24 protein-coding genes are annotated in these 25,325 nt (G+C 60.8%); 6 read left to right on the top strand and 18 right to left on the bottom strand.

Annotated features, from left to right (window positions below; all coding sequences use genetic code 11):
- Positions 1-37 precede the first annotated feature (37 nt).
- Positions 38-937, bottom strand: a complete 900-nt coding sequence (locus AB4N64_RS19910; RefSeq protein WP_460117713.1) for a LysR family transcriptional regulator — start codon at positions 935-937, stop codon at positions 38-40.
- A 109-nt stretch (positions 938-1,046) separates the two neighbouring features.
- Here AB4N64_RS19910 and AB4N64_RS19915 point away from each other — a divergent pair, with 109 nt between their 5' ends.
- The gene (locus tag AB4N64_RS19915; RefSeq protein WP_460117715.1) at positions 1,047-1,544 is read left to right on the top strand and encodes a lipocalin-like domain-containing protein; all 498 of its coding nucleotides are present in this window, start codon (positions 1,047-1,049) and stop codon (positions 1,542-1,544) included.
- A gap of 14 nt (positions 1,545-1,558) precedes the next feature.
- Here AB4N64_RS19915 and AB4N64_RS19920 read toward each other — a convergent pair whose 3' ends face one another.
- Positions 1,559-2,656, bottom strand: coding sequence for an aldo/keto reductase (locus AB4N64_RS19920; protein ID WP_460117716.1), 1,098 nt, complete (start codon positions 2,654-2,656; stop codon positions 1,559-1,561).
- Positions 2,657-2,788: 132 nt separating this feature from the next.
- Between AB4N64_RS19920 and AB4N64_RS19925 the strand changes: the two genes are divergently transcribed.
- On the top strand, positions 2,789-3,679 hold the full coding sequence (locus tag AB4N64_RS19925) for a LysR family transcriptional regulator (protein WP_460117717.1): 891 nt from the start codon (positions 2,789-2,791) through the stop codon (positions 3,677-3,679).
- A 95-nt stretch (positions 3,680-3,774) separates the two neighbouring features.
- Positions 3,775-4,086, top strand: coding sequence for a hypothetical protein (locus AB4N64_RS19930; protein ID WP_460126813.1), 312 nt, complete (start codon positions 3,775-3,777; stop codon positions 4,084-4,086).
- 95 nt (positions 4,087-4,181) lie between these two features.
- On the opposite strand, the gene guaA is transcribed toward AB4N64_RS19930, so the two are convergent.
- The 4 genes from guaA to AB4N64_RS19950 all read right to left on the bottom strand — a co-directional run bounded on the left by guaA (position 4,182) and on the right by AB4N64_RS19950 (position 8,955).
- Positions 4,182-5,759, bottom strand: a complete 1,578-nt coding sequence (gene guaA / locus AB4N64_RS19935; protein ID WP_460117719.1) for a glutamine-hydrolyzing GMP synthase — start codon at positions 5,757-5,759, stop codon at positions 4,182-4,184.
- 126 nt (positions 5,760-5,885) lie between these two features.
- On the bottom strand, positions 5,886-7,355 hold the full coding sequence (guaB, locus tag AB4N64_RS19940; protein ID WP_460117721.1) for an IMP dehydrogenase: 1,470 nt from the start codon (positions 7,353-7,355) through the stop codon (positions 5,886-5,888).
- Between the two features lie 129 nt (positions 7,356-7,484).
- Positions 7,485-8,033: a sugar ABC transporter ATPase gene (locus AB4N64_RS19945; protein ID WP_460117723.1), complete on the bottom strand. Its 549-nt coding sequence runs from the start codon at positions 8,031-8,033 to the stop codon at positions 7,485-7,487.
- 154 nt (positions 8,034-8,187) lie between these two features.
- On the bottom strand, positions 8,188-8,955 hold the full coding sequence (locus AB4N64_RS19950; RefSeq protein WP_460117725.1) for a sulfite exporter TauE/SafE family protein: 768 nt from the start codon (positions 8,953-8,955) through the stop codon (positions 8,188-8,190).
- A gap of 63 nt (positions 8,956-9,018) precedes the next feature.
- On the opposite strand from AB4N64_RS19950, the gene xseA reads away from it, so the two are divergent.
- From xseA to leuA, 3 genes are all read left to right on the top strand, one after another.
- The gene (gene xseA / locus AB4N64_RS19955; RefSeq protein ID WP_460117726.1) at positions 9,019-10,398 is read left to right on the top strand and encodes an exodeoxyribonuclease VII large subunit; all 1,380 of its coding nucleotides are present in this window, start codon (positions 9,019-9,021) and stop codon (positions 10,396-10,398) included.
- A 3-nt stretch (positions 10,399-10,401) separates the two neighbouring features.
- Positions 10,402-11,223 carry a peptidoglycan DD-metalloendopeptidase family protein gene (locus AB4N64_RS19960; protein WP_460117728.1) on the top strand — a complete coding sequence of 274 codons (822 nt, stop codon included), beginning with the start codon at positions 10,402-10,404 and terminating at the stop codon, positions 11,221-11,223.
- A 459-nt stretch (positions 11,224-11,682) separates the two neighbouring features.
- A complete protein-coding gene (leuA, locus tag AB4N64_RS19965; protein ID WP_460117729.1) occupies positions 11,683-13,362 on the top strand; it encodes a 2-isopropylmalate synthase in 1,680 nt (559 codons plus the stop codon).
- Between the two features lie 175 nt (positions 13,363-13,537).
- Here leuA and AB4N64_RS19970 read toward each other — a convergent pair whose 3' ends face one another.
- The 12 genes from AB4N64_RS19970 to iscX form a co-directional block, all read right to left on the bottom strand.
- Complete coding sequence (locus AB4N64_RS19970; protein ID WP_460117731.1) at positions 13,538-14,329, bottom strand: amidohydrolase; 792 nt, start codon at positions 14,327-14,329, stop codon at positions 13,538-13,540.
- The gene (locus tag AB4N64_RS19975) at positions 14,317-15,465 is read right to left on the bottom strand and encodes a pyridoxal phosphate-dependent aminotransferase (protein WP_460117733.1); all 1,149 of its coding nucleotides are present in this window, start codon (positions 15,463-15,465) and stop codon (positions 14,317-14,319) included. Before AB4N64_RS19975 ends, AB4N64_RS19970 begins: the two co-directional genes overlap by 13 nt.
- Before the next feature lie 140 nt (positions 15,466-15,605).
- The gene (gene der, locus AB4N64_RS19980; RefSeq protein ID WP_460117735.1) at positions 15,606-17,075 is read right to left on the bottom strand and encodes a ribosome biogenesis GTPase Der; all 1,470 of its coding nucleotides are present in this window, start codon (positions 17,073-17,075) and stop codon (positions 15,606-15,608) included.
- Between the two features lie 280 nt (positions 17,076-17,355).
- Positions 17,356-18,507 (bottom strand): outer membrane protein assembly factor BamB, encoded by a 1,152-nt coding sequence (gene bamB / locus AB4N64_RS19985; protein WP_460117737.1) that lies wholly within the window; start codon positions 18,505-18,507, stop codon positions 17,356-17,358.
- On the bottom strand, positions 18,500-19,141 hold the full coding sequence (locus AB4N64_RS19990; RefSeq protein WP_460117739.1) for a YfgM family protein: 642 nt from the start codon (positions 19,139-19,141) through the stop codon (positions 18,500-18,502). Before AB4N64_RS19990 ends, bamB begins: the two co-directional genes overlap by 8 nt.
- Positions 19,142-19,182: 41 nt before the next feature.
- Complete coding sequence (gene hisS / locus AB4N64_RS19995; protein ID WP_460117741.1) at positions 19,183-20,472, bottom strand: histidine--tRNA ligase; 1,290 nt, start codon at positions 20,470-20,472, stop codon at positions 19,183-19,185.
- Between the two features lie 32 nt (positions 20,473-20,504).
- Positions 20,505-21,614, bottom strand: coding sequence for a flavodoxin-dependent (E)-4-hydroxy-3-methylbut-2-enyl-diphosphate synthase (gene ispG / locus AB4N64_RS20000; RefSeq protein WP_460117743.1), 1,110 nt, complete (start codon positions 21,612-21,614; stop codon positions 20,505-20,507).
- Between the two features lie 3 nt (positions 21,615-21,617).
- Complete coding sequence (locus AB4N64_RS20005) at positions 21,618-22,655, bottom strand: RodZ domain-containing protein (RefSeq protein ID WP_460117745.1); 1,038 nt, start codon at positions 22,653-22,655, stop codon at positions 21,618-21,620.
- Positions 22,655-23,413, bottom strand: a complete 759-nt coding sequence (gene pilW / locus AB4N64_RS20010; RefSeq protein ID WP_460117747.1) for a type IV pilus biogenesis/stability protein PilW — start codon at positions 23,411-23,413, stop codon at positions 22,655-22,657. The genes AB4N64_RS20005 and pilW overlap by 1 nt, the downstream gene beginning before the upstream one ends.
- Before the next feature lie 14 nt (positions 23,414-23,427).
- Positions 23,428-24,570: a dual-specificity RNA methyltransferase RlmN gene (gene rlmN, locus AB4N64_RS20015; RefSeq protein WP_460117749.1), complete on the bottom strand. Its 1,143-nt coding sequence runs from the start codon at positions 24,568-24,570 to the stop codon at positions 23,428-23,430.
- Between the two features lie 29 nt (positions 24,571-24,599).
- Positions 24,600-25,025 carry a nucleoside-diphosphate kinase gene (gene ndk / locus AB4N64_RS20020; RefSeq protein ID WP_192302616.1) on the bottom strand — a complete coding sequence of 142 codons (426 nt, stop codon included), beginning with the start codon at positions 25,023-25,025 and terminating at the stop codon, positions 24,600-24,602.
- Between the two features lie 88 nt (positions 25,026-25,113).
- A complete protein-coding gene (iscX, locus tag AB4N64_RS20025) occupies positions 25,114-25,314 on the bottom strand; it encodes a Fe-S cluster assembly protein IscX (RefSeq protein WP_368557203.1) in 201 nt (66 codons plus the stop codon).
- Between the last annotated feature and the right edge of the window lie 11 nt (positions 25,315-25,325).

Consider the following 25,325-nt stretch of genomic DNA (forward strand, 5'->3'; position numbering starts at 1 on the left):
ATTTCGAGTCACCCAAAGACGACGGCAGACGGCGCATTCATCGCTGTTCATCGGCCTCTTTCAAGAGGTCGATGAACGCACGCAACGGTGATGGCATGTGCCGATTGCGCGGGTAGTAAAGCGCCAGCCCAGGTATCGGCGGGCACCAGTTCGCCAGAACCGTCACCAGTCGCCCCGCCTTCAGCGCAGGCTGCGCAAAGTGTTCCGGCACGTAGGCGATGCCGCGTCCAGCCGCCGCCGCTTCCACCAGCAGATCGTTGTCATCAAGCGTGAGGTTGCCGGGCACATCGACCGTCACGTGCGCGCCGCGTCGGGAAAACTCCCACCGATAGCGCCTTCCACCCGGCAGACGTTGGCGTAGGCAGGAATGCGCCTGGAGATCGTCGGGCGTTTCGGGAATGCCACGGTCTTGCAGATAGGCGGGAGCAGCGACGGCGATGAAACGCACGTCGCCGCCGAAGCTGACGGCAATCATGTCTTGAGGGACTGTCTCGAGAAGGCGAACGCCGGCATCAAAACCTTGCTCCACGATGTCGACTAGCTGGCCTTGCGAGACAAGGTCGAGTTCAACCTCAGGGTACAGGTCCAGAAAACGGGGCACGACATCCCGCAACAGGATACGCGCCCCACTCTTGTTCGCATTGATCCGTAAATGGCCGCTGGGCGTTCCGCGGGCGTCAGACAGCGTATCCAAAGCCTGATCGAGGTCCTGGAGCACCGGCTCGAGTCGTGCGAGCAGCTGCGATCCCGCCGGGGTCAGCGACACGCTGCGCGTCGTACGATTGAGCAACCGTATGCCCAGTTTTTCCTCCAGCCCGATCACAGCGTGGCTGAGTGCCGAGCGTGACACGCCCATCGCGTCCGCCGCCTTGCGAAAGCTGCGGTGGCTCGCTACGGCAGCAAATGCCGCCAAATCATTCAGGCTTGGACGGGGCATTCGTGAAATATCCTCACCAGCTCAACTCATATTGGCCGTCTTATACCACCCTTCGAACTGATTTAACGTGAGGAGCACTACCCACAACGAACTGACCAGGGACCTGCTCATGCTCATCCGTTCAGCCATCTTCGCACTCGTCATCTGTCTCCCGGCTCTCCCCGCATTCGCGCAGACAGCAGCAAAAAACCAGGTGGTTGGAACCTGGAGAGTGGTTTCGGCAACGATCGATCCCGGTGGCCGTAATATCCCTGCGTATGGCGAGAGGCCCAACGGTCTTCTCGTGTTCACCGCGGACATGCATTTCATCGAAGTGCTGACCGATGCCAGCACCCCGCGCTTTGCCTCCGATGCCCGGGGCGAAGGAACCGATGAGGAGAACCGCAGGGCGATGTCAGGCAGTATCGGCTTCTTCGGCACCTATACCGTCGATGAAGAAGGTCAGTTCAGCGGCAATCACGTCCAAGCGGCGACGTTTCCCAACTGGGTCGGCAGCACCCGCACCCGCGAGCAGCTCACACTGGTGGTGAATGGCGATCGCATGACCGAACACTTTCGACGCCCGGAGGGCACTGCAATCCAGATCGAATTCCAGCGGGTCAAGTGAGGCCAGCGATGGGCTCACGTCGAGCTACGAGCGCGCGCATTGGCCTGGGCCCCACGGATCAGCCCCTGGTATTGGTCATCCTTGCCCGGGTACCAGGGCATCCGGCCTATTTGCGAAAAACCTGGAATAGTCTCCATGTGCTGCACCATGCGCCGGCGCATCGCCTCGTCCGGCAAGGGGCCGTACATGGCCTGCACGTTATCTTCGGCATGATCAGGATTTGATGTGCCACACAATACCGTCGTGACCGCCGGATGGGCCATGACCCACTTGAGGAAAAACTGCGCCCAGGTCGCGGCTTCGAACTCCCGGGCGAAGGCAGGCAGCGGACGCCCTTCCACCACCTTCATCAGGCGCGCCTTCTCGAGCGGAAGATTGATGAAGACGCCGACGCCATGGGCTGCGGCGGCTGGCAGCAGGCGCCGCTCGGCGCTGCGGTCGAAGATCGAATAGTTCGTCTGGACGAAATCGACACCGCCTCCCTCAACCAGTTGGGCAAGCTGATCCTGCGCCCCGGCTTCGTGGTGGGTGACACCAACGTAGCGAATGCGACCTTCCTTCTTCCACGCCTGCATGAGCGGGACGATTACCGGTGCATTGATGAGGGTATGGCACTGCATGAGGTCGATCGTATCGCGCCAGACACGCAGCCTCGACTGCTCGAAACTTGCCACTGCATGGCTTTCGTCGCCGAGGTATTCGCCGGTCGACCAGATCTTGTTGGCCATGAAGATCTCGGAGGCCTGTGGTGTGCTGGCCAGAAACGCCCCCACCGAGACTTCCGCCGAACCGTAGAGGGGCGACGTGTCGACCACTCGACCACCGCCCGCGACATAGCGCCGGAAGACTTCGCGTAGATGGCTGCGGTCGCCACCCGGGCGAGCGTCAAACGTCAGGAACGTGCCCAGGCCAAGCGAAGTCAGCGTCTGCTGGGTTCGCGCAATCGTGCGGGTCCGCACAGGTGTGGCGGCCGCCGCTACCGGCGAACCTGCTGGGGCCTGAGCGTGAGCCTCGGCGGGAAACAAGCGGGTTGCCGCCAGTAGTGTGGCGCCTGCACCCATGGCCCCTATGAAGCCGCGCCGATGAAGGCCGGGCTGCTGTTGTTCACTCATCCGTCAGTCTCCTGTTGTGTCTTCATGCACGGGACACGTTTGCGCCCGCTTGCCGTTTGCCTATAAGTGACACACATCGACTGCACAGATAAGCTGATCAAAATAGATCAACTTGATAAGCAGGCCTTAACAATGCCGCCATTACGCCTGGACAGCCTGGAAATCCTCGAGGACGTCGTTCGCTCGGGTGGTTTTAGAGCCGCAGCGCTGGGCAGGGGTGTTTCGTCATCCGCCATCAGCCAATCGATCAGCGCCCTCGAAGAAGCGCTGGGCATCCGGCTGCTGAACCGAACCACACGCAGCGTCGCGCTGACTCAAGCGGGCGAGCAACTTCTGCAGCGACTGGGGCCCGCTTTACACGAAATAAGAGCGGCGGTGGACGACCTCAATCAGCTTCGCGAGCGCCCCTCCGGCACCGTGCGCATCAATGCGCCGGGGCCGGCGGCCGATCACGTGCTGTGTCCCCTGGCCTTTGAGTTCATGAAACGCTACCCGGAGGTCAACATTGAGATCGTTAGCGATGCCGCGATCATCGATATCGTGGAACAAGGTTTTGATGCCGGCGTTCGCTTTGGCAACCAGCTCGCTCAGGACATGATCGCCGTGCCCCTGGGCCCGGCCCTGCGCTATGCAATCGTGGCCGCGCCCGATTATCTCCAGCAGCGCGGTCAGCCGCAGGTTCCGCAAGATCTCCTGCAACACGACTGCATCCGTCGCCGTTTCCCCGGCGGTACCCTGGTGACGTGGACATTCGAGAAGGATGACGACAAAGTGGAAATCGCCCCCGAGGGCCGGCTGACGCTGGGTTCAGCGCATCAGGAACGCCAGGCCGCGCTGGCCGGGTCGGGAATCGCCCACCTGTTCGAGGATTATGTGCGTGAAGACATCGAGCACGGCAGGCTGGTCGAATTGCTCAACGACTGGCAGCAGACGCTACCGAGCTGGTACCTGTACTACCCAAGCCGGCGACACCCAAGCGCAGCCGTGCGGGCTTTTCTTGAATACATCCGTGATCAGCGATGATTTTCCACCAGCGATTCAACGCCCACCATTTGATGGGCACGCCGACAGGGATTGACCCGTCGGCCGATGCCACACTGATCCTAGGGAAGAACACCATGTTCACAAGGACGCTGTTGATAAGTTTTTGCACATTGTTACTGGTTGGCTGCACGGGCAGGGGCTTTCAACCGCCGCCGCCGGAATTTACCAGTTGGAAAAAAAGCGGAGTCTCGCAAGACGGCGTCAAGAGCGCCATGACCGCCTGTGGTTATACCAACCTGGTGGGGACGGGAGACAAGACGCCGATTGACCAGGTACTCACGCGGTTCTATTGCATGAAGGACGCCGGGTTCTCGCGCACAGATAACATTGACCTGTGCAAAGAAGGCCGCATTGGCGAATCACCCGTGTGCGAAGGTCGCCGGTAGACCGCTCATAGCATGCCGCTGCTGCGCAAGAAGTCGCACTTTACGCGGGCATGAAAAAACCGGCCGGAGCCGGTTCTTTCATGCAGCGCTGCGGGTTATTCCCACTCAATCGTCGCCGGCGGCTTGCTCGACACGTCGTACGTCACGCGCGAGATGCCTTCGATTTCGTTGATGATGCGGCCACTGACGGTTTCCAGCAATTCGTAAGGCAGGTGTGCCCAACGGGCAGTCATGAAGTCGATGGTTTCCACCGCACGCAGGGCCACGACCCAGGCGTAACGGCGGCCGTCGCCGACCACGCCTACCGATTTCACGGGCTGGAACACCACGAAAGCCTGGCTGACCTTGTGGTACCAATCGGCCTTGCGCAGTTCTTCGATGAAGATGTGGTCGGCGCGACGCAGCAGGTCGGCGTATTCCTTCTTCACTTCACCCAGGATACGCACGCCCAGGCCCGGGCCCGGGAATGGGTGGCGGTAGACCATGTCGTACGGCAGGCCCAGTTCCAGGCCCAGACGACGCACTTCGTCCTTGAACAGTTCGCGCAGGGGCTCGACCAGTTTCAGGTTCATTTCTTCCGGCAAGCCACCCACGTTGTGGTGCGACTTGATCACGTGGGCCTTGCCGCTTTTGGCGCCAGCCGACTCGATCACGTCCGGGTAGATGGTGCCCTGCGCCAGGTACTTGATGTTGTCCAGCTTGCAGGATTCGGCATCAAACACATCGATGAAGGTACGGCCGATGATCTTGCGCTTCTTCTCCGGGTCGGCTTCGCCGGCCAGGTTGTTCAGGAACTGGTCTTCGGCGTTGGCGCGGATGACCTTGACGCCCATGTTCTCGGCGAACATGGCCATCACTTGCTCGCCTTCGTGCAGGCGCAGCAGGCCGTTGTCGACGAACACGCAGGTCAACTGGTCGCCGATGGCCTTGTGCAGCAATGCAGCAACGACCGAGGAGTCGACACCGCCGGACAGGCCCAGCAGCACGTTGTCGGTGCCCACTTGAGCGCGCACCTGGGCGATGGCGTCTTCTGCGATTTTCGACGGGGTCCAAAGGGCTTCGCAGCCGCAGATGTCGAGGACGAAGCGCGACAGGATGCGACCGCCCTGCTTGGTGTGAGTCACTTCCGGGTGGAATTGCACGCCATAGTAGCCGCGCTCGTCGCTGAACATGCCGGCGATCGGGCAGCTTGGGGTGCTGGCGAGGATGTGGAAGTCGCCAGGCATTTTGGTGACCTTGTCGCCGTGGCTCATCCACACGTCGAGGCCAAACAGGCCGTCGGCGTCGATGTGGTCTTCGATGCCATCCAGCAGGCGGCTCTTGCCGACCACGTCGACACGGGCGTAACCGAACTCACGCAGCTCGGAACCTTCAACCTTGCCGCCCAGTTGCTCGGCCATGGTCTGCATCCCGTAGCAGATGCCGAAAACCGGTACGCCCAAGTCCCAGACGGCCTGTGGTGCGCGTGGGCTATCGGCCACGTGTACCGATTCCGGGCCGCCCGCGAGGATGATCCCCTTTGGCGCGAATTCGCGGATCGCTTCGTCGTCCATGTCGAACGGATGCAGTTCGCAGTACACGCCGATTTCGCGCACGCGGCGGGCGATCAGTTGGGTGTACTGGGAACCGAAGTCGAGGATCAGGATGCGGTGAGCGTGAATATCGAGGGCCATGGAAAAAAACTCTCAAAGCAGTTGCAAGCTTCAAGCTGCAAGCTGCAAGTAATCGGAGGCTGCGCGGTGGCTGCACAAACACAGCACCGCTTGCAGCTTGTAACTTGTGGCTTCTAGCTGGAGGCGTCAGCCGACCCGGTAGTTTGGCGCTTCCTTGGTGATCTGTACGTCGTGTACGTGCGACTCGGCCATGCCTGCGCCGGTGATCCGCACGAATTCAGGGATGGTGCGCATCTGCTCGATGTCGGCGCTGCCGGTGTAGCCCATCGAGGAACGCAGGCCGCCCATCAACTGGTGGATGATCGCGCTCAGGGTGCCCTTGTAAGGCACACGGCCTTCGATGCCTTCCGGAACCAGTTTCTCGGCGCCGGCCGAGGAGTCCTGGAAGTAACGGTCGGAGGAGCCTTGAGCCTGGGACATGGCGCCCAGCGAACCCATGCCACGGTAAGCCTTGTACGAACGGCCCTGGAACAGTTCGATCTCGCCCGGTGCTTCTTCGGTACCGGCGAACATCGAGCCCATCATCACGCAGGAGGCACCGGCAACGATGGCCTTGGACAGGTCACCGGAGAAACGGATGCCGCCGTCGGCGATCAACGGAACGCCAGTGCCTTCAAGGGCAGCGGCAACGTTGGCGATGGCACTGATTTGCGGGACGCCGACACCGGCGACGATACGGGTGGTGCAGATCGAGCCAGGGCCGATACCGACCTTGACCGCATCAGCGCCGGCTTCGGCCAGGGCCTTGGCGGCAGCGCCGGTGGCGATGTTGCCGCCAATGACCTGCACGTCAGGGAAGTTCTGCTTGACCCAGCGAACGCGGTCGATCACGCCTTTGGAGTGACCGTGGGCGGTGTCGACCACCACCACGTCCACACCGGCATTGACCAGGGCGGCAACGCGGTCACCGGTGTCTTTACCGGTACCGACGGCAGCGCCTACGCGCAGGCGACCTTGATCGTCCTTGCTGGCCAGCGGGTAAGCCTTGGCTTTTTCGATGTCGTTGACGGTCATCATGCCCTTGAGGGCGAACTTGTCGTCGACGATCAGGACGCGTTCGATGCGGTGCTTGTGCAGCAGCTCGCGAACGTCGTTCTTGTTGGCGCCTTCCTTGACCGTGACGAGGCGCTCTTTCGGCGTCATCACTTCACGGACGCTGACGTCCAGGCGGCTTTCGAAACGCACGTCACGGGAAGTGACGATGCCGACCAGGTCGCCATCGTGCAGCACCGGTACGCCGGAAATATTGTGCAGGCGGGTCAATTCGAACAGGTCACGAACCGTGGCATCTGCCTCGATGGTGATCGGGTCCTTGACAACGCCGGCTTCGAACTTCTTGACCTTGCGCACTTCAGCAGCTTGCTGCTCGATGGTCATGTTCTTGTGGATAATGCCGATGCCACCTTCCTGAGCCATGGCGATTGCCAGACGGGCTTCAGTAACGGTGTCCATGGCGGCAGAAACCAGAGGAATGTTCAACTCGATGCCACGGGTAAGGCGGGTCTTCAGACTGACTTCGTTAGGAAGCACCTCGGAATAACCGGGCACTAGGAGAATGTCGTCGAATGTCAGAGCTTCTTGGCTGATACGCAGCATCGCGGGGGCTCCCGAGCGGGAAAATGGAAGCGCGCCATTATAGTCAGACACCCTGCCCTGTTCAATGTAAAACTCTGTCTATATTCGATGTGGTGATCGACGGAGCTTTTCCCGGCCCAAAGCGCCTGTTTAGAGCTCGACCTTGACGCAACTGACAGGCTGGTCCAGCCAGTCGGCAAACTCGTCGAGAAAGCTTTGCTTGAACCCGGCCTCGGCCCAGTTGTTGAAGATGAAACCCAGGTTGGAAAACCCGCATTCCTGCAGGAACAGAAAGCCATTGATGTCGTCTTCATGACCGCATTCGGGGCAGGTGAAGTTATCGGTGCGCCCCGGCATCCAGTCTTCCAGGCTTTCGAACAGCGCCTCGCCGACTTCCTGGCGGCACTCGGCGCAGCCCGCCTCCCCCAGGAACCCCTTGGCCGGCGTGTAAATGCAGCGTTTGGTGACGATCTCCAGGCCATTGACCGGCTCGCCAAACGGAAGCGCCTCGGGGTGCAGCACCACGGCGCGGGCCCCCTCGGCAATGGCGTGCCCCATGCGGTTGCCGGTACGCCCACAGGTGGTCAACTCTTCGTGGATGATGTTCTTGCGCACCAGCCAGCGCACGATTGCCCGAGCCCGGGGCTCGTGAACCGGCAAGGTGGAGATTTTCGGGACGATGATGCTTTGGGAGTTCATGGGGTGGGCCTGGCGCATTTGCAGTGTTCGGACTGACGCCATCGCGGGCAAGCCCGCTCCCACAGGGTTCAGCGGCGTTCACAAAACCTGTGGGAGCGGGCTTGCCCGCGATGAGGCCCTAAAGGCCGGCAGCTTAATCCCTGACACCCAGAGGTCAAGTGCTCAGGTACCGCCCGATCAAGGCAATCCCGCTGGCCAGCACCAACCAGGTCACCAGCCGCACGAACGCCTCGCGGGACAGGCGCATGGTCAGCCGTCGCCCGATCCACAAGCCCAGCGCCATGGCCGGCAGCAAGCACACCGCCAACACCAACAAGCGTAGCTCGGCATACACCCCCGCGACGACGAACAGACTCAACCGAACCACGGTGCTGCAACTGATCAGCGCACTCTGGGTGGCCCGCGCGGCTTCTTTCGACAGGCGGCTGTTGAGGTAGATCGCGTAGAGAAACCCGCCACTGCCGAACAGCGCACCAAACATCCCGCCGATCGTGCCCATCGGCACCGCCCAGGCGGCCGAGAGCTCGGCCGGGCGGGCTTTGACCCACAGGCTGTAAATGGCGTAGGCACTGATGAACAGCCCCATCAACAGCAGCAACACATCAGAATGCAGGTTCAGCAGGAAAATTACCCCCAGCGTGCACCCGATCGCCATGCACGGCAGCAGCCGCAGCAACTCGGGCCGTGCCACATCCCTGCGCGAAGGCAGCAAGTTGCCGAATGCCGCGATGAAATCCAGCAGCACCAGCAACGGCACGATCTTGGACAACGGCATGAACAGAATCAGAATCGGCCCTGCCACCAGCGCGGTGCCAAAACCAGCGATGCCGAACACGATGTAGGCCAGGGCAATGCCGAGGCCGATCACCAGCCAATCCGTGAGGCCGAAGGGCCATTGCTGTAACAGTTCGAGCAGATTCATTGGGTGTCATCCTTGAGTTCGGCGCCTACTTTACCCGTTCAGCGAATCCTTTAAACTGCGCCCATGATTAAAGATCCCTTTGCAAGACTCGGCCTGGACCGGGAAGTCCTGACCGTCAGCCAGCTCAATGGCCGCGCGCGGGTGTTGCTGGAAGATGTGTTCAGCAATATCTGGGTCGAAGGCGAAATCTCCAACCTCGCCCGCCCGGCGTCCGGGCACGTGTACTTCACCCTCAAGGACAGCGGCGCCCAGGTGCGTTGCGCATTGTTCCGCCAGAACGCACAGCGCGTGCGCCAGGCGTTGAAGGATGGCCTGGCGGTGAAGGTGCGCGGCAAGGTTTCGCTGTTCGAAGGCCGTGGCGATTATCAGTTGATCCTCGACACCGTGGAACCCGCCGGTGACGGTGCGCTGCGCCTGGCTTTCGATGCCCTGAAAGAAAAGCTCAGCGCCGAAGGCCTGTTCAGTGCCGAACGCAAGGTGCCGCTGCCCGCGCATCCGCAACGCATCGGCATCATCAGCTCGCCCACCGGCGCGGTAATTCGCGACATCATCAGCGTATTCCGCCGCCGCGCGCCGCAGGTGCAATTGACGCTGATCCCCACCGCCGTGCAAGGCCGCGAAGCCACCGCGCAGATCGTCCGCGCGCTGAAGCTGGCGGACGCCCGTGGTTTCGATGCCTTGATCCTGGCCCGTGGCGGCGGCTCGCTGGAAGACCTTTGGTGCTTCAACGAAGAAGCCGTGGCCCGCGCCGTGGGTGCCTGCGTGACGCCAATTGTCAGTGCCGTCGGCCATGAAACCGATGTGTCCATCAGCGACTTCGTCGCCGACGTTCGCGCCCCGACGCCGTCGGCTGCCGCCGAGCTGCTCGCCCCGGACTCCAGCCATCTGGTGCGTCAGGTCGAAAGCCTGCATCGCCGGCTGGTGATGCGCATGCGCGACCGCTTGATGCGTGAGCGCTTGCGCCTCGAAGGCGTTTCCCGCCGCCTGCGCCACCCTGGCGAACGCCTTCGCCAGCAGGCTCAGCGCCTGGATGATCTGGACATGCGCATGCGCCGCGCCTTCGAGCGCAGCCTCAATACCCGTCGCGAACGGCTGATGCGCCTGGAAACCCGCCTCGCCGGGCAACACCCAGGACGCCAGCTGGCGATGCTGCGCCAACGCCTGGACAGCCTCGCCGAACGTTTGCCTCGGGCCATGCGCGAAGGGCTCAAGGATCGCCGTCAACAACTGCACGCGCAGATGCAGACGCTACACGTGGTCAGCCCGTTGGCGACCTTGGGCCGTGGCTACAGCATTCTGCTGGACGAGCGCGGCAATGCCATCCGCAACGCCGCGCAAACCCACAACGGCCAGCGCCTGAAAGCCAAACTCGGCGAAGGCGAACTGCAAGTGCGGGTCGAAGACAATCACCTGACGCCCGTCACCCTTTCTTTACTGGACTGATCCATGCCGCGCTTTTTAGCTTCGCTGCTCTTGCTGTGCCTGACCTTCAACGCCCATGCCGACAGCTACATCACCCGCCTGTTGAACAAACCGGTGCCGGGCGGCGTGGCCGTGATCGATCTGGGCACCGCTGCGCCGACACCAACCGCCAGTTATCAGGGCAAACCGGTACTGGTGGTCAAGGAACAGGACAACTGGCGCGCCATCGTCGGTGTGCCATTGACGGTCAAGCCGGGCATACAGTCCATCAGCAGCGGCGGTCGCACCCTCAACTTCAGCGTTGGCAGCAAGAAGTACCCGGAACAGCGCATCACCCTGAAGAACACCCAGCAGGTCAATCCAGACCAGAGCAACCTCAAGCGCATCGAGCGCGAACTGGCCGAGCAGATTGCCGCCTATCGCACCTTCAGCCCGAACACACCGAGCAACCTGCTGCTGGACAAGCCGGTCAACGGCCCGCTGTCGAGCAAGTTCGGCGTGCGCCGCTTCTTCAACGGCGAAGAACGCAACCCGCACTCCGGCCTGGATTTCGCGGTGCCCGCCGGCACACCGATCAAAACCCCGGCCGCTGGCAAGGTGATCCTGATCGGCAATTACTTCTTCAACGGCAACACCGTGTTCGTCGACCATGGCCAGGGCTTCATCAGCATGTTCTGCCACATGTCGAAAATCGACGTGAAGGTCGGCCAACAGCTGGCTCGCGGTGGCGTGGTGGGCAAGGTCGGGGCTACCGGGCGAGCGACCGGGCCGCACATGCACTGGAATGTCAGCCTGAATGATGCGCGGGTGGATCCGGCGATTTTTATTGGGGCTTTCCAGCCTTAGTTTGTGGGTGAGCTTGCAGGCCTCATCGCGAGCAAGCTCGCTCCTACAGGGGGGCCGGGTGAACAAAAGAGTTGTGCCCACCACCGACCACTGTAGGAGCGGGCTTGCCCGCGATGAGGCCTGCAGGCTCACGCAAAAACCAAATTGCGGACGCCAGATCATCAGCGCAATCATCCACGCCCCAAACCCTCCAAGCCGCGATAAAATCGCGACAAAAACCCTAAAAGCAGAAATTATCCCAATTTTTTTCCACTGCTTGCCATCCTTTCCCCTCGCGGTTAGGGTTGAGGGCATGAAAACCTCTCACACCCTCATTCAGCTTCGCCAGCACCGCAGCCTGTGCCTAGTCAGCGCACGACTGCCGGGCTGAATCGCGACGCCTCGTCCTACGCTTTTCCCCAAGAACAGTTCCACCGGGCAGGCCGCCTCTTCTCGGCCCACACAACAAGGATTACTGCGATGAGCATGCTCAAAGACCCGTCTTCGAAATACCGCGCGTTCCCGGCCATCAACCTCCCGGACCGCACCTGGCCGTCGAAAACCATCACCGAGGTGCCGATCTGGTGCAGCTCCGACCTGCGTGACGGCAACCAGTCGCTGATCGAACCGATGGACGCGGCGAAGAAACTGCGCTTCTGGAAAACCCTGGTGCAGGTCGGCGTGAAGGAAATCGAGGCCTCGTTCCCGGCCGCTTCGCAAACCGACTTCGACTTCGTGCGCACTCTGATCGAAGACGGCCACATCCCGGACGACACCACCATCCAGGTGCTGACCCAGGGCCGTGAAGACCTGATCGCGCGCACCTTCGAGTCCCTGCGCGGGGCGAAGAAAGCCATCGTTCACCTGTACAACGCCACCTCCCCTTCCTTCCGTCGCATCGTCTTCAACCAGGACAAGGACGGCATCAAGGAAATCGCCGTGAGCGCGGCCAAGCTGTTCGTCAAATACGCCGCCCAGCAGCCGGAAACCGAGTGGACGTTCGAATACTCGCCGGAAACCTTCAGCGCCACCGAACTGGAATTCGCCAAGGAAGTCTGCGACGCGGTGATCGAGGTGTGGAACCCGACGCCTGAGCACAAGATGATCCTCAATCTGCCGGCCACCGTGGAATGCGCGACCCCGAACATCTACGCCGACCAGATCGAATGGTTCGGCCGTCACATCAACCGTCGTGACAGCGTGATCATCAGCCTGCACACCCACAACGACCGTGGCACTGGCGTTGCAGCCACCGAGCTGGGCCTGATGGCCGGCGCCGATCGCGTCGAAGGCTGCCTGTTCGGCAACGGCGAGCGCACCGGTAACGTCGACCTGGTCACCGTAGCACTGAACATGTACACCCAGGGCCTGAATCCTGAGCTGGACTTCTCCGACATCGACGGCGTGCGCAAGGTCGTCGAAGAGTGCAACCAGATCCAGGTGCACCCACGTCACCCGTACGTCGGCGACCTGGTTCACACCGCGTTCTCCGGCTCGCACCAGGACGCCATCCGCAAGGGCTTCGCCCAGCAGAAACCGGACGCCCTCTGGGAAGTGCCGTACCTGCCGATCGATCCGGCCGACATCGGTCGCAGCTACGAGGCGGTCATCCGCGTCAACAGCCAGTCGGGCAAGGGTGGTATCGCCTACCTGCTGGAGCAGGAATACGGCATCAGTTTGCCACGTCGCATGCAGATCGAGTTCAGCCAGGTCGTGCAGCGCGAAACCGATCGCCTGGGCCTGGAAATGACGGCCCAGCAAATCCACGGTCTGCTGCACAGCGAATACTTGCAGGCCAACACTCCGTATGCGCTGGTCAGCCATCGCCTGCAGGAGGAAAACGGTCACAGCGCCGTGGAAGTGGAAGTGTCCAGCAAAGGCCAGGGCGAGACCAATCTGCACTGGCGCGGCAAGGGCAACGGTGCACTGGAAGCCCTGGTGGCCGGCTTGCCGGTACCGGTGGAGATCATGGACTACAACGAACACGCCATCGGCGCGGGCACCAACGCCAAGGCGGCGGCCTACATCGAACTGCGGGTGAACGGCGAGCGCGCGGTGCATGGCGTTGGCATCGATGAAAACATCACCACGGCCAGCTTCAAGGCACTGTTCAGCGCGCTGAACCGTTCGCTGAGCCAGACTGAGGCGAAGGCGGCGTAAGCAGTCGCTGTAATACAAAAGGCCCCTGGGTGTGAACCTTGGGGCCTTTTTGTTGGGCGGGTGATTTCGGTGGCCTTGAAGGCCTCATCGCGAGCAAGCTCGCTCCTACAGGGTACTCATATAACCTGTAGGAGCGGGCTTGCCCGCGATGGCGGCCCGTCAGACAACCAGAATCTCAGGTGAATTCGAACGTGTCAGCGTCCAGATTCGCTGGAAACCGAGTCCGGTACGCCTGCAGCTCTGCCGCATCCAGCACCACCTTGAACACGCCATCCGCATCCCCGGCGCTGAGCAAGGTTTCTCCCTGGAAGTCCAGCACCTGGCTGTCGCCGGTGTAGGCAAAGCCCTTGCCATCGGTGCCAATGCGGTTCACCGCTGCCACATAACACAGGTTTTCAATCGCACGGGCCGGCAGCAAGCGATTCCAGTGCTGGCGCCGGGCTCCCGGCCAGTTCGCCGTGTACAACAACAGATCGGTGTCCTGGGCATCGCGACTCCACACAGGGAAGCGCAGGTCGTAGCAAATCAGGGGCCGCACCCGCCAACCCTTTAGCTCGAATTGCACCTGGCGTTCACCTGGGGTGTAGTGGTTGTGCTCCCCCGCCATGCGGAACAAGTGGCGCTTGTCGTAGTGCCAGACTTCGCCGTCCGGACGAGCCCACAGCAGCCGGTTGCGATGGCTGCCGTCGCCAGCCTGAACGATCACACTCCCAGTGATCACAGCATCGAGCTTTGCGGCCTGGGCGCGCAGCCATTTGCTGGTGGGGCCGTTTTCCGCTTCGGCGAGTGTTTCAGATTCCATCGAGAAACCCGTGGTGAACATCTCGGGCAGGATGATCAGGTCCGCACCCCGTGCCTGCTCCAGCAACAGTTCGAAGTGATCGAGGTTCGCCTGCCGGTCATGCCAGGCCAGGGTGGTCTGGATCAGCGCAATGTTCAGGTTGGGCAATGCACTCAGATCACGCATAGTTTTGCCGCTGCTTCTCGCAGGGTCTCCTCGCGCTTGGCAAAGCACAAGCGCACCACGCGCTGGCCTTGCGGTGGGGTCTGGTAGAACACCGAGATCGGGATGCTCGCCACGCCGTGCTCGCGGGTCATCCACAACGACATCTCGACGTCATTGAGGTCCGGGCGAATCTGCGAGTAATCGACCAATTGGAAGTAGGTGCCGGTCACCCGGGTGAAGCTGAAACGCGACGGCGTCAACAGATCACAGAACAGGTCGCGCTTGGCCTGATAAAAGCCCGGCAACTCATCGATGTGTTCCGGGTGCTCGGCCATGAAATCGGCGAGGGCGAATTGCAGCGGCGTCACGCCGCAGAAGCTCACGTATTGATGGACCTTGCGCAGCTCTGCCGTGAGGGCCGGCGGCGCGACCACATAACCGGTTTTCCAACCGGTAACGTGATAGGTCTTGCCGAACGAACTGACCACGAAGGCGCGCTGATAGAGCTCTTCATGGTTCAACACACTGACGTGGGGCACGCCATCGAACACCAGGTGTTCGTAGACTTCATCGCTGACCAGATAGATATCGCGATCACGAATCAGGTCCGCCAACTGGTCCAACTCGGCACGACTGATCAACGCACCGCTCGGGTTGTGCGGCGTGTTCAGCACAATCATGCGAGTGCGCGGGGTGATGGCTGCCGCGAGCCGTTCAAAGTCGATGGAAAAGTCATTCAGGCCCAGTTGCACGTGCACGCAACGGCCGCCGGCCAGCTCCACCGACGGCTCGTAGCTGTCGTAGGCAGGGTCGAACACAATCACTTCGTCGCCGCTGTGGATAACTGCCTGAATCGCACAGAAGATCGCCTGGGTGGCGCCGGGGGTGATGGTCACCTCGGCGTCGGCATCGACAGCCACGCCATAGCTGCGAGCGATCTTGGCCGATACCTGCTGACGCAGCGCCGGCAAACCGGTCATGGGCGAATATTGGTTATGGCCTTGGGCAATGTGCCGGCCGACCGCATCGCACAACGCCTGCGGTGCGTCGAAATCGGGGAAACCCTGGGACAGGTTGATCGCCCCGGTCTGCGCCGCGAGCTGAGACATCTGCGTGAAAATAGTGACGCCGACATTCGGCAACTTACTGGTGATCATCGGTGGGCCTCGGCAGGTGAGCCCCAAGTTTCAAGCGACAAGCCGCAAGCGGTCAAGCCTCAAAGTCCCACCCACAAAAAAGGGCCCCCGCTGAGGACCCTCTTTTGCTTTCACTTGAAGCTTGCCGCTCGAAGCTGCCCCTATTTCTTATCGCGGCGCTTCTTGTCAGCCTTCTTGTGGTGCGACATCAAACGACGCTTCTTGTTGACCTGGCGGTCGGTCAGCGAGTTCTTGTTGCCTTCGTACGGGTTCTCACCGCCCTTGAACTCGATGCGAATCGGCGTACCGACCAGCTTCAAGACACGGCGATAAGTATTTTCCAGGTAGCGCACGTAAGACTTCGGTACCTTCTCGATCTGGTTACCGTGAATCACGATGATCGGCGGGTTGGCGCCACCCAAGTGGGCATAACGCAGCTTGATCCGGCGGCTGTTGACCATCGGCGGCTGGTGCTCGGTGACCGCGTCTTCGAGAATCTGGGTCAGGCGACTGGTTGGCCAGCGGGTCACCGCCGACTTGAACGAGTTCTGTACCGAGGCGTACAGGTTACCCACGCCCGTGCCGTGCAGCGCCGAGATGAAGTGGATGTCGGCAAATTCGACGAAGAACAGCCGACGTTGCAACTCGATCTTCACGAAATCACGTTCACTCGGCGTCATGCCGTCCCACTTGTTGATCGCGATGACCAGCGCATGACCCGCTTCCAGGGCAAAGCCCAGCAGGTTGAGGTCGTGGTCCACCACGCCTTCGCGGGCGTCCATGACGAAGATCACCACGTTGGCGTCTTTGATCGCCTGCAGGGTTTTGACCACGGAGAATTTTTCGACTTCTTCGTGGATCTTGCCGCGCTTGCGCACACCAGCGGTGTCGATCAGCGTGTACTTCTCTTCGTTACGCTCGAAGGGAATGTAGATGCTGTCGCGAGTGGTGCCGGGTTGGTCATAGACGATGACCCGATCTTCACCGAGCATACGGTTGACCAGCGTCGACTTGCCGACGTTCGGGCGACCGATGATGGCGATCTTGATCCCGTCTTTTTCGCTCGGACCAGGAATGCGCTTGGCTTCTTCGCCTTCGGCTACTTCCTCTTCCTCACCTTCTTCCTGCTCGTCATCGTCTTTCGGGAAGTCGCTCAGGGCTGTTTCCAGCATCTGCGTGATACCGCGACCGTGGGCACCGGCGATCGGGATCGCGTGCCCCATGCCCAGCGGGGCGAACTCGGCGCGGGCCATCTCAGGGTCGATGTTGTCGACCTTGTTGGCTACCACGTAAGAACGCTTGTTACGCTTGCGCAGATGCTCGGCGATCATCTGGTCGGCGGCGGTGAAACCCGCCTTGGCGTCGACCAGAAACAGGACAACATCCGCTTCTTCAATGGCCAGCAGCGACTGCTCGGCCATTTTTTCGTCCATACCGTGCTCGTCACCAGAGATACCGCCGGTGTCGATCAGAATGTAGGAACGCCCTTGCCACTTGGCCTCACCGTACTGGCGATCACGGGTCAGACCGGACAAGTCGCCGACGATGGCGTCGCGAGTCCTGGTCAGGCGGTTGAACAAGGTGGACTTGCCGACGTTCGGTCGACCCACCAGGGCGATTACGGGAACCATGCGGCTCTCCACTTCGTTATTTCAGAAAATACAAAAGCCGCTGCTAGGCAGCGGCTGGTGCTCGTGGGCTTCCCCGGCACGCCTGCGATCCCTGTACCTGTAGGAGCGAGCTTGCTCGCGATGAACGCACAGACACCGCGTTCATCCAGGACGCCAGCATTATCCTGACGTCCATCGCGACGGTTCGACGCCTCGACAAGCTCGCTCCTGCAGTGACAGTTACAGCTACAGTCGTGCCGACAGGTATAGCCGCCTGGGGTATCACCCCCAAGCATAGTTGTTACTTGATGGTCAGGGCTTCCAGTTTGCCGCTGTTGCCATACACATAAATCATGTTATCTACCACCAGCGGACGGGCACGCAGGCCGTCGCTGTCGATACGCTCGCGACCAACGAAACGGCCGTCGACCTGGCTCAGCAGGTGCAGGTAACCTTCCAGGTCACCCACTGCAACGTAGCTGGAGAACACTTCCGGCGCCGACAGTTGACGGCGAGCCAGAGCGTCGTTGCTCCACAACGCGGTGGTCGAACGCTCGTCGATGCCTTCTACCGTGCCCGAAGACAGGCTGACATAGACGTTACCGAAACCCTGGGCCAGGCCGGCGTAGCTGGAAGCATCACGCTGCCACAGCGGACGGCCGCTTTCCAGGTCGATGGCCGCTACGCGACCCTGGTAGCTGGCAACATACAACGTACCGCCGGACAGCAGCAGGCCACCATCGATGTCCACCACGCGTTCCAGTTCCGAACGACCTTGTGGAACCGCAACCCGTTGTTCCCATACCGGCACGCCGTTGGAAATGTCCAGGGCGACGACTTTACCCGTCGACAGACCGGCTACCGCCATGCGGTTGGTGACGATCGGCGCACTGGTGCCGCGCAGGGTCAGGACCGCCGGAGTGCTGTCATACAACCAGCGCTGGTTACCGGTAGCGGCGTCCAGGCCGATCACGCGATCGTCCTGGGTCTGCACCACGACAACGTCACCGTTGTTGGCCGGTGGCGCGAGTACTTCGCTGGACACGCGAGCGCGCCATTTCTCTTCACCGTTGACCGAATCCAGCGCAACGATTTCGCCTTTGGTCGTACCGATCAGGAGCAAGCCGTAACCCACGCCAACGGCGCCGGAAACAGGCAGTTCGAGATCTTTTTTCCAGATGACATCACCGTTCATGCGGTCCATCGCCACCACCACGCCCGTTACGTCGGCGGCGTAGATAGTGCTGCCTTCAACTGCCGGAACGAGCATGTTGTAGGTTTCGCCCTGACCGTCACCGATCGAACGACTCCACTGCTTCTGCAAAACCACTTCTTCTTTGAAGTCGGTCAGTTCAGCCGGTGGCAATTCTTTTTTGCTGTTGCTGCTGCAACCCGCGGCCAGAATGGCCAGAGCCAGCAATGCTGCATGTTTCCAACGGATCACGTCACGCATCCCCTTTGGCCAGGTCGTCCAGCTTGATTTGTAGGCCACCGACTGCCGCTTCATCCGACAGTGCCGCCTTGGCTTTTTGATACGCCGTGTTCGCTTCGTCGGTACGACCCAGCTGCACCAGCAAGTCGCCCTTGAGCTCTTCGCGAGTGGCCAGGAACGACTTGTCGGCATCGCCTTCGAGCAGTTTCAGGGCTTCATCGGCCTTGTTCTGCGCACCCAGCACCTGCGCCAGGCGCTGACGGGCGATTTCACCCAGTGCCGGGTTGGCGGGTTTGGCAACAATGGCTTTCAGCTCGCTGGCTGCGTCGTCCAGCTTGCCGCTGTCGACCGCGACTTTCGCCACGAACAGGCTGCCATACTGCGCGTAGGCACTGCCGCCGAATTCGCTGTTGAGCTTGCCGGCCAGGTCCGAAACACGTGCCGCATCCGGTTTGCCGTCAGGCGTCAGCGTGGTTTCGAGCAATTGCTGATAGAGCACCGAAGCGCCTTGCGACTGGTTGCTCTGATACTTCTGAAAAGCCTGCCAGCCGAACACAATGACCAGCGCCAACAGGCCGCCAGTGACCAGGGGCTTGCCGTTGCGTGACCACCAGTCCTTCAAATCCGCCAGCTGTTCGTCTTCGGTACTCGACACCCCAATACTCCTTAATCGCTAAATCGGCTGTTTAGACAGCTTCAACCCTGCACGACGCAGGTGGCCAGGTGTGCGGCAAGCGCATCCCAGGCAATGCTTTGTTGTTCGCCCTGGCCACGCAGGGGTTTGAAACCTACCACTTGCTGGGCCATTTCGTCGTCACCGAGAATCAATGCAAACAGCGCACCGCTCTTGTCGGCTTTCTTGAACTGGCTTTTGAAGCTGCCGGCGCCGGCATTCACTTGCAGGCGCAGGTTGGGCAGTTGATCACGCACACGCTCGGCCAGTTTCAGCCCAGCCAATTCGGCTTCTTCACCGAAGGCGCAGAGGTAAACGTCGACCTGGCGGGAGATCTCTTGCGGGATCTGCTCCAGGGTTTCCAGCAGAAGCACCAGGCGCTCGATGCCCATGGCGAAACCTACGCCCGGGGTCGGCTTGCCGCCCATCTGCTCTACCAGACCGTCGTAACGGCCGCCGGCACACACGGTGCCCTGGGCGCCCAACTGGTCGGTGACCCATTCGAAAACGGTCTTGCTGTAGTAATCCAGCCCGCGTACCAGCTTCGGATTGATCACATACGGAATGCCGGCTGCATCGAGACGAGCCTTGAGGCCCTCGAAATGCGCGCGGGATTCGTCGTCCAGGTAGTCGGCCATTTTCGGCGCATCGACCAGGATGGCCTGCGTGTCAGCGTTCTTGGTGTCCAGGACCCGTAGTGGGTTGGTCTTCAGACGACGCTGGCTGTCTTCGTCGAGCTTGTCCATGTGCTGGGACAGGAACGCCACCAGCGCCTCGCGATAACGGCCACGGGACTCGCTGGTGCCCAGGCTGTTGAGTTCGAGCTTGACCGCATCACGGATGCCCAGCTCGCCCCACAGGCGCCAGGTCAATACGATCAGTTCGGCGTCGATGTCCGGACCGTCGAGGTTGAACACTTCGACACCGATCTGGTGGAACTGGCGATAACGGCCTTTTTGCGGGCGCTCGTGGCGGAACATCGGACCGATGTACCACAGCTTCTGCACTTGGCCACCGCCGGTGATGCCGTGCTCGAGCACGGCACGCACGCAGGCCGCCGTGCCTTCAGGGCGCAGGGTCAGGGAATCGCCGTTGCGGTCGTCGAAGGTGTACATCTCCTTTTCGACGATGTCGGTCACTTCGCCGATCGAGCGCTTGAACAGCTCGGTGAACTCGACGATCGGCATGCGGATCTGCTTGTAACCGTAGTTATCCAGCAGGCGCGCAACGGTGCCTTCGAAGTGACGCCACAGGGGAGTCTGTTCGGGCAGGATGTCGTTCATGCCACGAATGGCTTGCAGAGACTTGCTCACTATCAATCCTTAAATTCGTTGGGCCGTCGGGCTCAGCCGCGCGCGATAAGCGCAGCGTCAGCTTCGACCTTTTCGGCCGCTTTCTCGCGGATCAAGCGTTCGAGCTCATCCACCAGATTGTCATTCGTCAGTTTCTGCGACGGCTTGCCGTCGATGTAAATCAGGTTCGGCGTGCCGCCGGTCAAGCCCACGTGGGCTTCCTTGGCTTCGCCCGGCCCGTTGACCACGCAACCGATCACCGCCACATCCAGCGGCACCAGCAGGTCTTCAAGACGTCCTTCCAGTTCGTTCATGGTCTTGACCACATCGAAGTTCTGCCGCGAGCAGCTCGGGCAGGCGATGAAGTTGATGCCACGGGAACGCAGGTGCAGCGATTTGAGGATGTCGTACCCGACTTTCACTTCCTCGACCGGGTCAGCGGCCAGCGAGATGCGGATAGTATCGCCAATCCCTTCGGCGAGCAGCATACCGAGGCCCACCGCGGATTTCACCGTGCCCGAACGCAAACCACCGGCTTCGGTGATGCCCAGGTGCAAGGGTTGGACGATTTCCTTCGCCAGCAGGCGATAAGCCTCGACGGCCATGAACACGTCGGAGGCCTTCACGCTAACCTTGAAGTCCTGGAAATTCAGGCGTTCCAGGTGCTCGACGTGACGCAGCGCAGACTCGACCAGCGCGGCCGGGGTCGGCTCGCCGTATTTCTTTTGCAGGTCTTTTTCCAGCGAACCGGCATTGACGCCGATGCGGATCGGAATGCCGCGGTCGCGGGCGGCATCGACCACCGCACGCACACGGTCTTCACGACCGATGTTGCCGGGGTTGATCCGCAGGCAATCGACGCCCAGTTCGGCCACGCGCAAGGCAATGCGGTAGTCGAAGTGAATGTCGGCCACCAATGGCACTTTGACCAGTTGTTTGATCTTGCCGAACGCCTCGGCGGCATCCATGTCCGGCACGGACACGCGCACGATGTCGACGCCAGCGGCCTCCAGACGATTGATCTGGGCGACGGTAGCCGCTACGTCGTTGGTGTCGCTGTTGGTCATGCTTTGCACAGCGATAGGCGCATCGCCGCCCACGGGCACGTTACCCACCCAGATCTTGCGTGATTCGCGACGTTTGATTGGAGATTCGCCGTGCATGACTTATTGACCCAACTTCAGGCGAGCAGTCTCGCCACTGGTGAACGGAGTGACATCAACCGACTGACCGTTGTAGCTGACCTGCGCGCCACGGGCATACCCCAGACGCACGGTAAACGGTGGCTTGCCGCTGAGGCTGGCACTGTCGCCTTTACGCTTGAGACCGCTGAGCAGCACCTTGCCTGCGCCATCGGTGACTTGCGTCCAGCAATCGGCGGTGAATTGCAGTTGCACCTGACCCTGGCCTGCGGTGGTGGCAGCGGCTGTCTGGGCTGGAATGGTCGGCGTCACCGCAGCCGTCGCAGGCGGCGTCGAGACCACTGGAGCGGTCGGAGCAGGCGCAACCGGCGTGGTGACCGCTGGTGCAGCGTTGTGTGTCGGTGCGGCAGGGGCCGGCGCTGCTGGCGCAACCGGAGCAGTCGGCTCAGCGGAAGGGGTTGCCGCTTCTGCCGGCGCTTGAGCCGAGGTCTCGGCTTGCGGCAATGCAAGGGCGGTGGAGTTGTCAGTCTGGGCTTCGGCAACAGCCTGGTCTTCCGGCTCGTCCAGCGGGTGAATCTGAGTAGTGCCGTCCGCGCCTTCGACTTCAACGTGTTCCGGGGTCAGGCTGATCAGGTCCTTGGTGCGCAGCGATGTCTGATCCTGCCACCAGACAAAACCGCCGCCGATCACGGCGATCAGCAGCAACAGGCTGACGATACGCAAAATGGTGTGGGAAACCCGCACCGGCTCTTCGATTCGCCCCAAGGCGTGGACACTGCTGCCTTGGGAGTCGGTGCCGGTGGATTGGTCGAACTGCTGGACCAGAACGGTCTGGTCCATGCCCAGCAATTTGGCATAAGCGCGAATGTAACCGCGAGCGAAAGTATGCCCAGGCAGCTTGTCGAAAGCGCCTGCTTCAAGGTTGCTCAATGAGGTAACCGTGAGGTTGAGCTTGAGGGCCACTTCGGCCAGCGACCAGCCATTGCTTTCGCGGGCCTGGCGCAAAGTCTCACCGGGGTTAACGCGATTCGCTGCTACAACTTCAGGATGCGCCGCTTTCATCATTGCTCCGACAGGTATTGCTGATATTCCGGCGTACCGGGATAGAGTCGTTTGAGTTGCAGGCCGTAACTGGCGGCCTTGTCGCGATCTTCAAATACTTTTGCCAACCGAACGCCAAGCAACAGACTACGTGCATTTTGCTCGGTGAGCTGGCTGAAACGGTCGTAGTAGTCACGCGCCGGCACATAATGCCTATCTTCGTAAGACAACTCAGCCATTTCCAGCAAGGCACGGGGTTGTTGTTGATTCAAACGCAGGGCTTTATCCAGTTGCTGCTGGGCCAACTCACGCTGGCCCATCATGGAAGCGGTCATCCCCAGGTTCTCGAACACCCGCGATCGCTCAGGATACAAGGTATCGGCGGCGGCTTGTTCGAAGCGTTCGTACGCCTCCTTGAAGCGCTTCTGCTCGTAGAGGAAACTGCCGTAGTTATTGAGGATTCGTGCGTCCTTGGGGCTGGCCGACAGCGCCTTGCGAAAGTGCTCGTCCGCCAGCTCCGGCTCCCGTTCGGCCTGGAACACCAGCCCCAGCGCCGCATTGGCGTCCGGATCCGAACTGTCCAGCTCCAGCGCCTTCTTCAACGGCACCTTGGCGCGCTCGGTCATGCCCTGCTGGAGGTAGCCCAGGCCCAATTGCACATAGGCAACCCGCGCCTCGTCACGCCCCTTGCTGGTCTTCATCGGGTTGTAATCGCCCGACAGGACGCAGCCAGTGCAAAGACTGGCCAACAGCACAAGCAGCGCGAAGCGCAGGGACATGGAGATCCTCTCTATTATTTCGCGGCGTTTTGCGCCATATCGCTGTCGGCGCTCAATTCGCGCACGGCAATATAACGTTCGCTGCGACGGGTGCGATCCAGCACCTGCCCTACCAATTGACCGCAGGCGGCGTCGATGTCCTCACCACGGGTGGTGCGCACGGTGACGTTGAAACCTGCATGATGAAGCTGATCCTGGAAACGACGAATCGCGTTGTTGCTCGGACGCTCGTAACCGGAATGCGGGAACGGGTTGAACGGAATCAGGTTGATCTTGCACGGAATGTTCTTGAGCAACTCGATCATTTCCACGGCGTGCTCAAGCTTGTCGTTGACGTCCTTGAGCAGGGTGTACTCGATGGTCAGCACACGCTTCTCGCCGAGGGCGGACATGTAACGCTGACAGGATTCGAGCAACATCTTAAGCGGATATTTCTTGTTGATCGGCACCAATTGGTTACGCAATGCGTCATTCGGTGCGTGCAGGGACAACGCCAGCGAGACGTCGATGTGCTTGGACAGCTCATCGATCATCGGCACCACGCCGGAGGTCGACAGGGTCACGCGGCGCTTGGAAATGCCGTAGCCCAGGTCGTCCATCATCAGGTGCATGGCCGCAATGACGTTGTCGAAGTTCAGCAGCGGCTCACCCATGCCCATCATCACCACGTTGGTGATGGCACGGTCGACGGTCGCCGGGACGCTGCCAAAGGATTTGTTGGCAATCCACACCTGGCCGATGACTTCGGCGGCGGTGAGGTTGCTGTTGAAGCCTTGCTTGCCGGTGGAGCAGAAACTGCAATCCAGGGCACAGCCTGCCTGGGACGAAACGCACAAGGTGCCGCGTTTGCCCTGGGGAATGTACACGGTCTCGACGCAGCTGCCGGACGCCACGCGCACCACCCATTTACGGGTGCCGTCGCTGGAGATGTCCTCGCTGACCACTTCGGGGCCGCGAACTTCAGCAACAGCCTTGAGCTTTTCGCGCAGGGCCTTGCTGACGTTCGTCATGGCGTCGAAATCATCGACGCCAAAGTGGTGAATCCATTTCATTACCTGACCGGCACGGAAACGCTTCTCCCCGATTGAGTCGAAGAATTTCTCCATTTCCGGCTGGGTAAGCCCCAGCAGGTTGGTTTTTACAGTCGATGTCGTCATGGATTCACCTTCACTCTTTAAGCCAATGCTTAGCGAGTGGTTACTTCAGTAGCTGCGAAGAAGTATGCGATTTCGCGAGCAGCAGCGGCTTCGGAGTCCGAACCGTGTACAGCGTTGGCGTCGATCGATTCAGCGAAGTCAGCACGGATAGTGCCGGCAGCCGCTTCTTTAGGGTTGGTAGCGCCCATCAGCTCACGGTTGCGAGCGATGGCGTTTTCGCCTTCCAGAACCTGAACGACAACCGGACCGGAGGTCATGAAGGCAACCAGGTCGCCGAAGAAACCACGAGCGCTGTGCTCAGCGTAGAAGCCTTCAGCTTCGGCTTTGGACAGTTGCTTCAGTTTCGAAGCTACAACGCGCAGGCCGGCTTTTTCGAAACGGGTGGTGATCTCGCCGATCACGTTTTTAGCAACGGCGTCAGGCTTGATGATGGAGAAAGTGCGTTGAACAGCCATGGTGTAACTCCAGAAACGGTAATTTGTGAAAAATTAAACCCGCGAATTATACGCGGGTTCTTGGGTATTGCCTAACCTGCAGCGTGGCTCAGTCGCGTTCTTCGATCCAGTTGGCCTGAATGGCCTCGAGGATCTTTTCGCCACAATGTTCAGGCTTGTCGTCGAACTCGGGCAATTCCATCACCCATTTACGCAGATCGACGAAGTTGACCGACATTGGATCAACTTCAGGTTTGCTTTCAGCCAGCTGGATAGCAATTTCCAGCACATCAGTCCACTTGAGACTCATGATAGTTCCTT

This window comes from Pseudomonas sp. S2_C03, assembly GCF_054668405.1.

Coding starts and splice junctions, on each gene's coding strand:
- AB4N64_RS19910 (WP_460117713.1), bottom strand. CDS start 937: ATGCCCCGTCCAAGCCTGAATGATTTGGCGGCATTTGCTGCCGTAGCG.
- AB4N64_RS19915 (WP_460117715.1), top strand. CDS start 1,047: ATGCTCATCCGTTCAGCCATCTTCGCACTCGTCATCTGTCTCCCGGCT.
- AB4N64_RS19920 (WP_460117716.1), bottom strand. CDS start 2,656: ATGAGTGAACAACAGCAGCCCGGCCTTCATCGGCGCGGCTTCATAGGG.
- AB4N64_RS19925 (WP_460117717.1), top strand. CDS start 2,789: ATGCCGCCATTACGCCTGGACAGCCTGGAAATCCTCGAGGACGTCGTT.
- AB4N64_RS19930 (WP_460126813.1), top strand. CDS start 3,775: ATGTTCACAAGGACGCTGTTGATAAGTTTTTGCACATTGTTACTGGTT.
- guaA (WP_460117719.1), bottom strand. CDS start 5,759: ATGGCCCTCGATATTCACGCTCACCGCATCCTGATCCTCGACTTCGGT.
- guaB (WP_460117721.1), bottom strand. CDS start 7,355: ATGCTGCGTATCAGCCAAGAAGCTCTGACATTCGACGACATTCTCCTA.
- AB4N64_RS19945 (WP_460117723.1), bottom strand. CDS start 8,033: ATGAACTCCCAAAGCATCATCGTCCCGAAAATCTCCACCTTGCCGGTT.
- AB4N64_RS19950 (WP_460117725.1), bottom strand. CDS start 8,955: ATGAATCTGCTCGAACTGTTACAGCAATGGCCCTTCGGCCTCACGGAT.
- xseA (WP_460117726.1), top strand. CDS start 9,019: ATGATTAAAGATCCCTTTGCAAGACTCGGCCTGGACCGGGAAGTCCTG.
- AB4N64_RS19960 (WP_460117728.1), top strand. CDS start 10,402: ATGCCGCGCTTTTTAGCTTCGCTGCTCTTGCTGTGCCTGACCTTCAAC.
- leuA (WP_460117729.1), top strand. CDS start 11,683: ATGAGCATGCTCAAAGACCCGTCTTCGAAATACCGCGCGTTCCCGGCC.
- AB4N64_RS19970 (WP_460117731.1), bottom strand. CDS start 14,329: ATGCGTGATCTGAGTGCATTGCCCAACCTGAACATTGCGCTGATCCAG.
- AB4N64_RS19975 (WP_460117733.1), bottom strand. CDS start 15,465: ATGATCACCAGTAAGTTGCCGAATGTCGGCGTCACTATTTTCACGCAG.
- der (WP_460117735.1), bottom strand. CDS start 17,075: ATGGTTCCCGTAATCGCCCTGGTGGGTCGACCGAACGTCGGCAAGTCC.
- bamB (WP_460117737.1), bottom strand. CDS start 18,507: ATGCGTGACGTGATCCGTTGGAAACATGCAGCATTGCTGGCTCTGGCC.
- ispG (WP_460117743.1), bottom strand. CDS start 21,614: ATGCACGGCGAATCTCCAATCAAACGTCGCGAATCACGCAAGATCTGG.
- AB4N64_RS20005 (WP_460117745.1), bottom strand. CDS start 22,655: ATGAAAGCGGCGCATCCTGAAGTTGTAGCAGCGAATCGCGTTAACCCC.
- pilW (WP_460117747.1), bottom strand. CDS start 23,413: ATGTCCCTGCGCTTCGCGCTGCTTGTGCTGTTGGCCAGTCTTTGCACT.
- rlmN (WP_460117749.1), bottom strand. CDS start 24,570: ATGACGACATCGACTGTAAAAACCAACCTGCTGGGGCTTACCCAGCCG.
- ndk (WP_192302616.1), bottom strand. CDS start 25,025: ATGGCTGTTCAACGCACTTTCTCCATCATCAAGCCTGACGCCGTTGCT.
- iscX (WP_368557203.1), bottom strand. CDS start 25,314: ATGAGTCTCAAGTGGACTGATGTGCTGGAAATTGCTATCCAGCTGGCT.